Genomic DNA, 12,828 nt, shown 5'->3' on the forward strand with positions numbered 1-12,828 from the left:
AGGCATGGAGAAAACAATGATACGACTTCGTATCAAAGAAATTGCAGAAGCAAAAGGGTTCAACCAATCATCTCTATCACGCGCAGCAGACATACACTTTATGACCGTCAAGCGCATTTATCAGAACCCATACAAAGAAGTCACAACAACAACTCTCGACAAAATCGCACGAGCATTAGGTGTGAGCGTTTGTGATCTTATAGAGGAACTGCCAGGAGACACTAAACCGGAAACCTAAGACCAAATCAAACGACATTTGCCAAATGACATTTGCCAAATGACATTTGCCATTTTTAAGATCCACAATCAAAGTGTTTCCATAGTCAGAGAAATGGCTTGAGCAGCCGTTGGACACCAAAAGTACCTTATAATTGCCCGCAGATAAGTTCTAAATATCTCTTCATTTTTTCTACTCTCCTATTGGCTTGTAGAGCCAAATGAAAGCAGCAAACAAGCATAGCAGGAGAACCTTAAAGCATGATAAAATAACGGTAAAGCTTTATTGAAAATTTCCTGTGTGTCGTTTTTTCATTGTTTACCTCTGCCGCTGAAAATCTGTGCCGCTATCCTCTTTATAGGAGCCATCCGACATGATACAATAGTCCCATTGTAATATGAAGGCAAAAGGATACCGTATGGTCTGGTCCAAGACAGCTTTCCAGACACGCGACGCAACACAACAAATACATAGTGCAGATATCAATAACAGCATGATAGATATTATTACAACGCTGGCGCATGAGTTTCGCGCACAGCACAAACAACTATATATGGTTGGTGGAACGGTGCGCGATGTCTTGCTTCATCGTGGCGAATCCGCTGATGCGGATCTGGCGACCGATGCTCATCCTGATGAGATTAAGCGTCTGGTCGCGCCCACGAAACCTGGTGCCGTCGTTCTGGTCGGCGAGCGCTTCGGGACGGTGCGCCTGCTCTATGATGCCAATATTGTTGAGATTACAACGTTCCGCACCGAACGTTACAACCCGGAGTCGCGCAAACCAGAGGTGTGCTTCGGCACTGATCTGGAAGAAGACCTGCGCCGTCGGGACTTTACGATTAACGCGTTGGCCCGCGATCCGCTAAACGGCCACATTATCGATCCGTTTGGAGGGCGACGCGACCTGGAAGCACATATCTTACGGGCCGTTGGCGATGAGCCGGACAAGCGCTTCGACGAAGATCCACTCCGTCTCCTGCGTGCGGTCCGTTTTGCAGCCCAGCTCGACTTCTCGCTCGAAGCGGAAACCCGCTTCTCCATCGCTCGTCAGGCAAACAAGCTTCAGAAGATCAGCCGCGAACGTATTCGCGACGAAATGAATAAGCTCCTCCTCTCGCAACATCCCGCCAAAGGTCTCGATTTGCTCGTCGAGCTGGGATTGATAGAGTGGATCATCCCGGAAGTGCTGGAACTGCGCGGCGTGAGCCAGCAACCTCAACCCCGTGCAGCGACCTCGAAAGATGTCTACGCCCATGTGCTGCGGGTCGTCGAACGTTCCTCGCCGCGCATGGCTACACGTTGGAGCGCCTTGCTGCACGACATCGCTAAGCCACGAACGCGTACAGTTGAAGATCATAAGGTCCATTTCTTCGGTCACGAGGACGTTGGCGCTTATATGGCTCGCGATATCCTGAAACGACTCCATTTCGACCGAGACTTTATCGAAAGCGTCTCACGCATCGTGCGCCTGCATATGCGCGCCAACGCCTACCTGTCCGATTGGACCGATGGCGCGGTCCGACGTTTGATGCTGGACAGCAACGACGATTTGCACGACCTGCTCGACCTTTCGCGGGCAGATATCACCAGCTATCGCGTTGACAAGGTGACGCGTGCGGTGGCCCGTGTCGCTGAACTGGCCGAGCGCTGCCAGCGCTTGAAAGAGGAGGCCGAACGTGTGCCGCTGAAGAGTCCTCTCGACGGCAACGAGCTTATGCAACTCTTTGAGCGTGGTCCCGGTCCCTGGCTACGTCCCATCAAAGAGCATCTGCTGAGCCTGGTTATCGATGGTGTACTCGCGCCCGATGATAAAGAGGAAGCCACGAAGATTGCCAGGACATTGCTAGCAGAGCAAGAAAAACAGGACTGATCATGTGCCTTTGATTTATAGCAATGCGAGAGCAGCACAATAGTGCTGTTCTTACCCGAAACATCGCTATAAATCGTTCGTTCTCTTTTTATTTTTCAATAATCGTCCATATGGTGGGTGCCAGGGAGAAAGAAATGACAGCATTACGCGACGATATTGTACAGTTTCTCAACACATACCTTACGATCGACACATTTAGAGATTATTGTCCCAATGGGATGCAGGTCATCGGTCGCCCCGAAGTCAAGCGTGTAGCGCTGGCCGTCAGCGCCAATCTGGAAAGCTTTCGCCTGGCAGCCGCCGGAGACGCGAATATGCTCATCACGCATCATGGCTTATTTTGGGAGAACATGCCACGCGAGATCGGTGCGATGATGAAGGCGCGTCTCAAAACTTTATTTGAGCATGATATTACTTTATTAGGATATCATCTCCCTCTCGATGCCCATGCTGAGTCAGGCAACAATGTGCTCTGGCTGAAACAACTCGGCTTCACGCTGGAAGGGATTACGCTGGGCAGTGCGCGCGGCAAAGCGATTGGTGCTATTGGCACGGCCCCCGGTCGGCACATATTACCCGACCTGATCGAACAGATTACAAGCGTATCTGGTGCCTCGCCACGAGTCTATGCTTATGGGCCACGCACGATTCGTCGGCTTGGCGTGGTCACAGGTGGCGGTCAGGGCTATCTGCTGGAAGCGATAGCGCGCGGTTGCGATACCTTCTTGACCGGCGAGACTGGCGAGCCGACCGAGGCGATTGCACGGGAAGAGGGGATTAATTTTATTGCGGCAGGGCATTATAATTCCGAAAAGATCGGCGTGCAGGCGCTAGGAGATCTGCTGCAAGCACAGTTTGGCGTAGAAACATTCTTCTGTGATGTACCCAACGCGGTATAGGCACAACGGAGGTCTTATATATGGCAAAAGAGAAAACACCTGAGCAAAAACTGGTCAATGAGGCGACCAGAACAACCCCGGCACCAACCAGCCAGCCGCGCAACAAAGGGAAGGGGAAGCGCAACGGGCAACAGCGCATCGGCGGCACAGCAGTACCCGGCGCGAAATCAACCATGCCAAAGCCCGTCTCGACCAGCAGCAATCCACAGCAGCAACAACAAGATTACTCGAACCGCATAATGCGCCGCCAGATGGTAAACAAAGGTCTTGGTCCACAGAACGAAGCAGAGCGCATGCAGGATGCTCAGGAGAAGCGTAAAAAGAAGATAGAACGCAAGAAGCAGCGCGTTGAAGAGAAGCGCCAGGAGATTCGGAGGTCGCTGCCTTCCGGCGGCTTCAAGCTCGGCAATAAAAATCTCTACTTCATCATCGGCACTGCCGTCGCCATCGTTCTGCTGATCGTCATCTTCCTGATTATCCGCCATCCATTCTAGACCGGTGGCCCACGAATGAGAACAGTGGAAAATCTATAGATTTCTATTGTTCACATCAAGAAGTATATACGCAAGCGAATCCCATCGCTTCGTAGTTGCGCGATTTATCGCGTGGTGTCGTGCCAGCGCGATAAATCGCGCAACTACGAAGCGATGAAAGAATGGCAAAATCAGTTATGCGGCTATGCTACATTGTCCGCCATTGAGCGTAAATGCGGCCGGGCTGGCGTTGCTGCCGGTCCAGGAACCGTTAAAGCCAGGCGAAACCGAACCACCAGCGGCAATCGTGCCGTTATAGCTGACGTTCTTGACCGTTACCTGCGCCCCTGCTGCGTAAACGTCCCGTTCCAGCCCTGCATCACCTGCTGGCTACCAGGGAACGTGAAAACCAGCGTCCAGCCATTGAGGGAGCTTGTGCCAGTATTCGTAATCGTGATATTCGCCGTGAAGCCGCCGGGCCATTGATTCGCAACAGTATATTGAACCTTGCAACTACTCCCCGTTACAGGCGTTGGCGAAGGTGTGGGAGAGGCTGTTGGTGACGGTGTGGGTGTTGTTGGAGTTGGCGTTGTCCCAATGGTGCCGCTTTTCGCCTGCATATTAGCTGAGTGCTGACGGAAAACTGCCAGTTCTTATGCGCCTTGCATCACACCGTAGTTGGGATCAACATCGGTTGGCCCGCCTTCATACCACCAGAAGAGGTCGCCGTCGCCATCATCTTTCTCAATCTCTCCCTGCATACCAGTCCACCACGCCGAGCGATCAACGCCCATCACGTTATACTCTCCCATGACAAACGGTTTTTCAACGACGTTATGTGCATCGCTGACACACTTATCGATAAGTGTTTGGGTCTGGGCAAGCGTACTGAATTCGCTTGTAGCACTCTCCTTTGACAGCTACAGGTAAAATGGATGTGCTATGTGCATAGACCATCTCACCTGGCAACATTCATTTCAATGATACATGCACCAAGTTCACTGAAATAATGAACAATGAAGGATGCCGCTGTCAAGCGAAACAGTGGAATTTTTCAGCATGTGACCTATAACTGACCAGGTAGAAGGGCATAAAAGAGATAAAGCTGTTAAAACTATGGAATTTTAACAGCACTCCTATGTTATAGTCGAGCGATTTATCGCGGAATTCCGTGATAAATCGCTCGACTATAACATAGGAACAGGCTATTTTTCACACAAATTTCATTGTAGAGCCTCTTGACAAAGCGACGCCAGCATATTATGATGAATTTCAATGAAACAATAAACTGTTTCATTGAGCGATTGCGGCGCAGGCAAAACGAGAGCGTATCTGGAGAGAGTTGGACATGGCTGGTTCAGTGACTATCAAAGACGTAGCATCACATGCCGAGGTCTCGGTCGGCACCGTTTCGCGCGTCTTTAATAACCATAGCAATGTGACAGACGAGATTCGACAGCGCGTCCTCAAAGCGGCCTCAGAGTTGGGCTATCATGGCCGCTCAACGCCTGACAATGCAGCACGTCCTCCCACACGTGGCCTGAAAGAAATTGGCTTTCTCTACTATTCTCACCTCGACGCAAACGTGGAGGGAAGCGTGGGAGTCAATCCGTTCTGGTCACACATCCTGCATGGCGCGGAAAACGAAGCGCGCAAGTCGAATATCAAAATGACCTATCGCTCCATTGGCGACGTGAGCTATTCGCAACAACTGCTGCTGAGTACCATTTATGACATGCGGCTGGGAGGCATTCTCCTGGTTGGACCAACGGAGCCAGAGGTGGTGAAAATCATCCAGATGGCGAAGTTGCCGCTGGTGCTGGTCGATAATTATGTGCCGCGCATCTCCGTTGACGCCGTCCTCTGTGACAATTTCGAGGGCGGGCGCGAAGCCGTTGAATATTTGATCAACTCCGGACATCGACAGATAGCCTTCATCGGCGGTCCTACGCTGCAAGGACCACGCCCCATCAACCAGATCTACCCTATCGAACGACGCGCCGCAGGCTATCGAACCGCACTGCTGGACGCTGGCATTCCAGTACGCTACGAACTCTACGAATCGGGCGACCTGACATCTGAGGGAGGCTATCAGGCCTGCCAGCGCCTCCTGGCAAAAAATATCCCTTGCACGGCGATCTTTTGCGCCAATGATTCGACCGCCATTGGTGTTCTCAAGGCTCTGCACGATGCCGGAAAAAGTGTTCCCGAAGACGTTTCATTGATCGGCTTCGATGATATCAGTACATCCGAGTATCTCTCCCCGGCCCTCACAACAATACGTGTCAACAAAGAAGCGCTGGGATCAACTGCCGTCAAGAATCTTGTAGCCCGCGCCGCCGATATGGATGCAGTGAGCGTTGCCAGCATCCTGGAAGTGGAACTGGTTGAGCGCGATTCGGTTCGTCGCCTGACGACGTAACGATGCATCTTAACAACTTTATGCCAGAATCGGAATCTCCCGTCGTTTCGTAGTCGCGCGATTTATCGCGCTCGGCTCGTCTCTCGCCTATCGTGGTGGGAACAGCGCGACTACGAAACGACGAGGCATCTACAGGAAGGAGGAGACAGACAGAGATAGCCAGCAATGCGCGTTGTTGTCTTACCCCGGGCTGGCATCTCAATCGAAAAATGCGAATATTTGCTTTCTCATCAGCTACGATAGCTGCAAGCATATCAGGTATTTCATACATGCGTTGTTTTCCTGATAGATAGTCACCGATTTCGTTTACCTATTTTTTACACGAAGGAGTGCATACTATGAACTTTTCGATGACGCGGCGTCGCTTTCTTACTCGCAGCAGTCAGGCCGTCGTTGGAACCGGATTGACAGGCGCTTTACTGGCAGCATGTGGTGGCAGCGGTGGTGGTAACAGCAGTAGTTCCTCTGGGCCTGTCACCATCACGTACGGATGGTGGAGCAACGGGCCAACAAAAGATAATGCGATGCTGGCCTGGGTGAAAGAATTTGAGAAAACGCACCCCAACATCAAAGTCAAAGCCGAGATTCTGCCCTGGGCCAACTACTGGTCCAAACTCCAGACAACGGTAGCTGGTGGCAACGCTTACGATATCGTCGGCATGGCCGGAGGTCAGGCCGCCCCCTATTATAGTCAGGGTGCGCTCTACGATCTTAGCACCATGCCCGGCTATCAGGATGTCACGAAAGGTCTCCAGGCAAACGCGGTGAAGCTCGGTAGTTGGGATGGCAAACAATATTCGCTGCCGGTTGGTATTTACGTACCGCTCATTGGCTATAACAAAACGATGCTCAAGGCTGCCGGCGTCCCCTTCCCCGATCCAGTCAAGCCGATGGAATTTGACGATTTCAAGAAAATGGCGGCTAAACTGGTGAAGCAGTCCGGCGGCAAATACACACAGTATGCCATCAATATCAGCGATCTGGACCCGTTGTGGACAGCCTTTGTGCAACTGGAGGGCGGCCAGGTCTACGACACCCCGGTCAATCCTAAGAAGATGACGCTCAACACCCCGGAGGGCATCAAAGGGCTGACTCACTGGCAGAGCATCTATACTGAACACCTCAGCCCGCCATTCGCCGAACAGGGCAACGGTCCCTGGGGCAGTGGCGACATCGATAGCCTGCTTACTGATAAGGTCGCCTTTGCCCGTGTAGGAGCCTTCGACTTCGCGCAAATTCAGGAGCAGAAGTTGGAGGACAAGATCGGAGCAATGCCCATCTTCGGAGTTAATGGCAAGCAGGTCACGCTGGGCAACGCCAATAGCTTCGGCATTTATAAGGGCAGCAAGTACGTCGAACAGGCCTGGGAGTTTATCAAATGGGTCACTTCAACCGATCCTGATAAGACCTTTGCGAAAATTAGCGATGTGCCCTCCAATACTGAAGCGTTCAATCAAATGGACTCCTACATCACACCGCAGCAGTATGTGCCAACGCTGACTTCAGCAATCAAAGGCTGGGGTCCAATCGTCATGACCCCCAATCAACAGTTTGGCACCGATCTTGGCAACATCTTAACCGATCTGGCGAACGGTAAACTGACGCCAGCGCAGGCTGCCAAACAGATGGAAGATAAAGGGAATGCAGATCTGGCCGCCAGTTCTTAATCAAACCCTTGACTCTGGCACCCATTCGCTCCTGTCGGGCAGCTGCCCGGCAGGAGTCCCCACACCTCTTGCACGTACGATCTTCATAGGCGATACATTACTCAATTGACAAGGAGCTATATTATGCTCACGCTGTCGCGCTCAGAGGCGCACAACAGGCGACCTCCTCAGAAAGATAGAGGGCCGATCTGGCGCTTCCTCCATAAAGAAGGGGTCTCGGGCTATCTCTTCATCTCGCCCTGGATCATCGGCTTCCTCCTGTTCTACCTGTATCCGCTGGTCAATACCTTCTACGATAGCTTTACCGATTACAGGCTATTCGGCGACCCGCAATGGGTTGGACTGAAAAATTATCAAAAGCTGCTCTTTCAAGATCAGATATTTCGAGACGCAACAGGCCATATGCTGCTCTATGTCGTGCTGGCGACCGTCATCTACATCGTTGGTGGATTGGGGCTGGCGCTTCTGCTCAACCGTGCATTTCCGGGCAACCACTTTTTCCGCACCGTCTTCTATCTACCAAGCTTGATGGTGGGTGTGGCAATTGGCTCAATGTTCGTCCAGGTCTTCCAGTCCGGCGATTTTGGCCTGATGAACGAGGTGCTCGGCATCTTCCATATTCGCCCGATCAACTGGCTGAATAACTATGATCAACCCATCATGGGACTGTTCGCACTGGTCCTCGTCAATTTCTGGTTTGTCGGCGGCACTATGTTGATCTTCCTGGCTGGCTTGAAGGGTATCGCCACATCCTACTACGAGGCGGCGCGCATCGACGGGGCCGGTCCCTGGCAATGTTTCCGTTTTATTACGTTGCCACTCCTGACGCCCGTTATCGTGTTCAATATGATCATGACGCTGATTGGACATATTCAGGTATTCGACACACCCCTGATCTTCGCGGGCGGCGGCTCCGGCTCCATCGGCGTGTCTACAAGCGTGCTGGGATATCGCAATACCCTCTCCATGTTCCTGACCTATCTCTACCAGGAGGCGTTTGTCAATCACAACTACGGCTATGGTTCAGCAATAGCGGTCGTCGTCTTTCTGATCACGCTGATACTGACCGGCGTGGTTCTCCTGGTATTCCGGCGTTCTACTACCAACGGCGCCTAGTCAGGGTGCGTGGCACAAGAAAGGACAGGTAAGGTTATGCTTTCCAGACAGCAAAAGTCACCCCAGCCACCATTTACACCGGGGGATTCTTCTCTCAACACGCACACCGGGCCGAGCAAACTCGATAAAGACCTCTACGAGCGGGGCCGTCTCTTTCAACGATTGAGCATGGTAATTACTTATGTAATACTCATAGTGGCCGCGTTTATCGTGCTGCTGCCGTTTGCGTGGCTCATCTCGGCATCGCTGAAGACCACCGGGCAATATTACGCCTCGCCGATTCAATGGATACCCAATCCGTTTGTCTGGTCGAACTATGCCGAGGCGTTCGGTGTGTACAGTTTCGCACGCTACATTCTCAATAGCGTGTTTCTGGCGCTCTATGCGATGGTCGTGAACACGATTGTCTCCTCGCTGGTGGCGTTCGGCTTTGCGCGATTCAAGTTCCCTGGACGCTCGTTTTTGTTTGTGCTGATGCTTTCAACGCTGATGTTGCCATCGCAGGCACTCACCATTCCGCTATACATCACCTTTAAGAACTTCGGCTGGATCGATACGTTTCTGCCGATCATGGTTCCGCAACTCTTCGGCTCGGCTTTCAACATTTTTCTGTTCCGTCAGTTCTTTATGGATCTTCCGCGCGAACTGGACGAGGCCGCCCGGCTGGATGGATGCAGCAACCTGCGCATCTGGTGGAACATCATTTTGCCTCAGTCGAAACCGGTCTTTATCGTGGTGGCGATCTTTACGTTTCTCTCAAGCTGGCGCGATGCATGGAACCCGCTGGTCTATTTGAGCAGTCAGGGCAATCGCACGATCCCGTTGGGCCTGCTCTACTTTAGTAATGGCTATACGACCGTCTATCCACAGATGATGGCGGCGACCGTTGTTGCGCTGGCCGTTCCGGTGATACTCTATGCGATTGGACAACGATACATTGATAGTGGTGTTGCCATCGCCGAAATAAAATAATGTCTTCTTACCAGGAGGCATCAAGGAAAACTATGTCGTACACTTACCCGGGCGCGGATCAACCATCCACGCCCATATCCATAATCGTTTTTCATGAACCATCATACCCGCATCTGTATACAGAAACAACGCTCGCCCGGATCATCCCAGGCGAGTTTCAGGTTGCAGATGCCGCAGAACTGGCAACGAAACTGGCTCAGGGTTGCCGCACTCTGATCTCGTTTCACGGCCCCTATTTTCCCAAAGAGGCGTGGAGCGCCATTCTGAGCTTTCTGGAAACTGGCGGCAACCTGGTTGTCTTCGGCGGCATGCCTTTTACGCGCCCAATCCGCTCAGATGGCGATACTGAACCTGAGCAGCAGACATATACCGACCAACTCTATCTCGGCCCCTTCTTTCAGCTTGATCTGGCATCGACCGACCTTCAGTTAGTCGCAGCCGATAGCGCCGCGTTTCTTGCCGATTGTCCGCTCTCTCTTGCTGAAGACGGCAAAAACGATACCTTCTGGTCCTGCTACCCCAAATTGTGCCAGGTCTCCGATCATCCCGAAGATTTAGGGTCAGGTGGGCCACTGGATACGCTATTGACGCCGCTCCTGTTTGCCACCAGCACATCTTCCTATGGAATGCTGCGCCGCGCAACCCCGGCATTCTTACTGGATCAACAACATGGACGCTTCCAGGGAGGACGCTGGTTGATCTCTCCCTGGCAACCAGCCACCGAACAGGCATGGTGCCGCAACGAAGAGGCTATTCGACGCATGATAGCTCTGGCAAACACAGGATGTACGTTGCTGGATGTGCGTCCGACGCTGGCCTCCTACTGGCCACATGAAGCCCCTTCGCTTGTCGTCTCAGCACGCTCCTATACCGAACAAGCGGCAGAGATACAGATCGATCTCACGCTACATACACCTTTTGCAGAGCGCGAGCCACAACATCTGAGAGTGACCTTGCCAGCCTCAACGCTCCGCCAGGAAACAACCGTTGCATTACCAGGGTTGCGACAGCCGGGCCTCTATCGCGTAGAGGGGCGCTATACTGTTGCAAATGGTCCGTCGCTCTTTCTAGAGACGGGCTTCTGGGTCTGGGACGAGGCGCTGGTCGAGAGTACGCACGGGAAACGCCTGACCGCTGGCAGAGATTATCTCTATCAAAACGGCGAGATATTTCCTCTCTTTGGCACAACATACATGGACAGCCGCGTCCAGCGCAAATTCCTGCATCTGCCTAATCCTGCACGTTGGGATGCTGATTTCGCGGAGATGAAGGCGTCGGGCATCAATCTTATCCGCACAGGTATCTGGTCGGCATGGCGCGAATTTATGCCAACGGTCGGCGTGACAAGTGAGGCTATGCTGCGAGCGCTGGATGCCTTTGTGCTAACGGCCTGCAAGCACGATATCCAGGTTATCTTCACCTTCTTTACGTTCTTCCCACCGCTTTTCGAGGGCAAGAATCCCTGGCTCGATCCGCGCTCTCTCCAGGGCCAGCGCGACTTCATAGCCACGTTAACGCGCCGTTATGCCGACGTGCATCTACTCTCCTGGGATCTGATTAACGAGCCAAGCTTCGGTGATCCCAAACAGATCTTTGCGGAGCGGGCTATACCAAACTATGATCGTCTTGAGCAGGCCGCGTTTCGTCGCTGGCTGGCCGAACGCTATACCCTGACCGATCTGCAACTGCGCTGGCGTTTGTCGCCCACTGATCTGGCAAGCTGGGAGCAGATCACGCCACCGGCTCTCAACGATTACAGTTTCTCAATCATGGATAACGCTGCTGCACGCCATATGCTCAAAGTTATGGATTTCACACACTTCTCTCAGGAGATGTTTGCTATCTGGGCGGCAGATATGTATGCAACAATCCGCGCTACCGGCAATCACATGCTGATAGGTGTGGGGCAGGATGAGGGCAGGACGCGCCCGACGCCGCAGTTCTACGCGCCCGCCGTCGATTATACGACCACACACCCCTGGTGGAATACCGACGATCTCCTCTGGGATATGCTGCTCGACAAGACCCTTGAGAAGCCCAATCTGATTCAAGAGACTGGCGTGATGCTGGTGCGCGATGTCGACGGTCGTCCCTGGCGCAGCGAACAAGAGTGCGCAGATCTGCTTGAGCGCAAACTGATCACGGGCCTGATCGGACGCGGAGCCGGACTGATCCAATGGCTCTGGCACATCAACAGCTATATGGATAACGACAACGAGAACAGCATCGGACTGGTGCGAGCCGATGGTAGCATCAAGCCCGAATTCGAAGCCATGCTAGGCGTTGGACAATTAATGCAAGCCCTCCAACGGCAACTCATCGAGCCTGAAAGCGTTCCCGATCTCTGGCTGGTGGTTCCCTACTCACAATGGTTCCTGCGCTCTGATCTCGCATTAGAGGTTACGCGTCGTGCAATTCGCACGCTGGGCTACGATCTCGGCATCATCCCACAGGTGGTGGGAGAGCATCAGTTGCAGGCTGCGCTTGCTGCGCAGCCTAGCCCACGCTTTTTACTCGTGCCAGGCGTGCAAACGTTCTCCGAACAGGCATGGCAGATCTTGAGCGACTATGTAGAAGGCGGTGCTACGCTGTTTGTCAGCGGAACGATCACCCGCGATATCCATAACCTCGCGATACATCCCGATCTCTTTGCAGGCCTTGAGAGCGATCTGATTGAGCAGCCGGTGAGTCGCTATGAAGAGTTGCACCTACCATCCGGCGAGAAGCTGCGCGTGACCTTTGGTGGCACAAAAATAGCCTATGTGCGTAAAAATCATAATCAGCTTCTCATCTCAGAACAAGGGAGCGGTCGTATTATCTGGTCCGGCCTGCCGCTGGAGCTATCCGACAGTCCCGGTGTTCTATGGCAGGTGTACCAGTTCGTACTGGGGGAAGCCGGTTTTGTGAGAGGAGAGACGCAGGCGGAGAGTCCTCTGCTCGTTGCCCGCAAGCCGCTCAAAGATGGCACGCTCATTCTGTTCGTATCCGAAAGCGCCGCACGTCAGCAGGTCACGCTGGACGAAGCTGGCATTCAGGTAGAGGTAGCTTCTAATCGAGCCGGTGCCGTGATCGTGAAAAATGATGCTACGTTTGAGGCTTTTGGTGGTGTTGCAATTGTATGATCAAATATGATTCTTTCAGGTAGAAGAATATGGAAGGGGCGATGACTTGTCCTCACCCTTTCCATAT

10 protein-coding genes and 1 pseudogene are annotated in these 12,828 nt (G+C 52.8%); 9 read left to right on the plus strand and 2 right to left on the minus strand.

What is annotated here, in order from left to right; translation table 11 throughout:
• Positions 1 to 16 precede the first annotated feature (16 nt).
• The 4 genes from K3T83_RS15375 to K3T83_RS15390 all read left to right on the plus strand — a co-directional run bounded on the left by K3T83_RS15375 (position 17) and on the right by K3T83_RS15390 (position 3,483).
• A complete protein-coding gene (locus K3T83_RS15375) occupies positions 17 to 238 on the plus strand; it encodes a helix-turn-helix domain-containing protein (protein ID WP_220203853.1) in 222 nt (73 codons plus the stop codon).
• A 397-nt stretch (positions 239 to 635) separates the two neighbouring features.
• Complete coding sequence (locus K3T83_RS15380) at positions 636 to 2,090, plus strand: CCA tRNA nucleotidyltransferase (protein WP_236064903.1); 1,455 nt, start codon at positions 636 to 638, stop codon at positions 2,088 to 2,090.
• Positions 2,091 to 2,224: 134 nt separating this feature from the next.
• Positions 2,225 to 2,989, plus strand: coding sequence for a Nif3-like dinuclear metal center hexameric protein (locus K3T83_RS15385; protein WP_220203854.1), 765 nt, complete (start codon positions 2,225 to 2,227; stop codon positions 2,987 to 2,989).
• A 20-nt stretch (positions 2,990 to 3,009) separates the two neighbouring features.
• Complete coding sequence (locus K3T83_RS15390; RefSeq protein WP_220203855.1) at positions 3,010 to 3,483, plus strand: hypothetical protein; 474 nt, start codon at positions 3,010 to 3,012, stop codon at positions 3,481 to 3,483.
• A gap of 174 nt (positions 3,484 to 3,657) precedes the next feature.
• On the opposite strand, the pseudogene K3T83_RS15395 reads toward K3T83_RS15390, so the two are convergent.
• Positions 3,658 to 4,082: pseudogene (locus K3T83_RS15395) on the minus strand (cellulose-binding domain-containing protein).
• A 33-nt stretch (positions 4,083 to 4,115) separates the two neighbouring features.
• Positions 4,116 to 4,274 carry a hypothetical protein gene (locus K3T83_RS15400; protein ID WP_220203856.1) on the minus strand — a complete coding sequence of 53 codons (159 nt, stop codon included), beginning with the start codon at positions 4,272 to 4,274 and terminating at the stop codon, positions 4,116 to 4,118.
• A gap of 536 nt (positions 4,275 to 4,810) precedes the next feature.
• Here K3T83_RS15400 and K3T83_RS15405 point away from each other — a divergent pair.
• The 5 genes from K3T83_RS15405 to K3T83_RS15425 all read left to right on the plus strand — a co-directional run bounded on the left by K3T83_RS15405 (position 4,811) and on the right by K3T83_RS15425 (position 12,761).
• Positions 4,811 to 5,884 carry a LacI family DNA-binding transcriptional regulator gene (locus K3T83_RS15405; protein WP_220203857.1) on the plus strand — a complete coding sequence of 358 codons (1,074 nt, stop codon included), beginning with the start codon at positions 4,811 to 4,813 and terminating at the stop codon, positions 5,882 to 5,884.
• Positions 5,885 to 6,222: 338 nt separating this feature from the next.
• Positions 6,223 to 7,551 (plus strand): ABC transporter substrate-binding protein, encoded by a 1,329-nt coding sequence (locus K3T83_RS15410; protein WP_220203858.1) that lies wholly within the window; start codon positions 6,223 to 6,225, stop codon positions 7,549 to 7,551.
• A gap of 123 nt (positions 7,552 to 7,674) precedes the next feature.
• On the plus strand, positions 7,675 to 8,667 hold the full coding sequence (locus K3T83_RS15415) for a carbohydrate ABC transporter permease (protein ID WP_220203859.1): 993 nt from the start codon (positions 7,675 to 7,677) through the stop codon (positions 8,665 to 8,667).
• Positions 8,668 to 8,703: 36 nt separating this feature from the next.
• Entirely contained in the window at positions 8,704 to 9,639 is a 936-nt protein-coding gene (locus tag K3T83_RS15420; RefSeq protein WP_220203860.1) for a carbohydrate ABC transporter permease, read from the plus strand.
• 32 nt (positions 9,640 to 9,671) lie between these two features.
• The gene (locus K3T83_RS15425) at positions 9,672 to 12,761 is read left to right on the plus strand and encodes a beta-galactosidase (RefSeq protein WP_220203861.1); all 3,090 of its coding nucleotides are present in this window, start codon (positions 9,672 to 9,674) and stop codon (positions 12,759 to 12,761) included.
• Positions 12,762 to 12,828: the final 67 nt, after the last annotated feature.

This window comes from Reticulibacter mediterranei, assembly GCF_016587455.1.

Coding starts and splice junctions, on each gene's coding strand:
- K3T83_RS15375 (WP_220203853.1), top strand. CDS start 17: ATGATACGACTTCGTATCAAAGAAATTGCAGAAGCAAAAGGGTTCAAC.
- K3T83_RS15380 (WP_236064903.1), top strand. CDS start 636: ATGGTCTGGTCCAAGACAGCTTTCCAGACACGCGACGCAACACAACAA.
- K3T83_RS15385 (WP_220203854.1), top strand. CDS start 2,225: ATGACAGCATTACGCGACGATATTGTACAGTTTCTCAACACATACCTT.
- K3T83_RS15390 (WP_220203855.1), top strand. CDS start 3,010: ATGGCAAAAGAGAAAACACCTGAGCAAAAACTGGTCAATGAGGCGACC.
- K3T83_RS15400 (WP_220203856.1), bottom strand. CDS start 4,274: ATGGGAGAGTATAACGTGATGGGCGTTGATCGCTCGGCGTGGTGGACT.
- K3T83_RS15405 (WP_220203857.1), top strand. CDS start 4,811: ATGGCTGGTTCAGTGACTATCAAAGACGTAGCATCACATGCCGAGGTC.
- K3T83_RS15410 (WP_220203858.1), top strand. CDS start 6,223: ATGAACTTTTCGATGACGCGGCGTCGCTTTCTTACTCGCAGCAGTCAG.
- K3T83_RS15415 (WP_220203859.1), top strand. CDS start 7,675: ATGCTCACGCTGTCGCGCTCAGAGGCGCACAACAGGCGACCTCCTCAG.
- K3T83_RS15420 (WP_220203860.1), top strand. CDS start 8,704: ATGCTTTCCAGACAGCAAAAGTCACCCCAGCCACCATTTACACCGGGG.
- K3T83_RS15425 (WP_220203861.1), top strand. CDS start 9,672: ATGTCGTACACTTACCCGGGCGCGGATCAACCATCCACGCCCATATCC.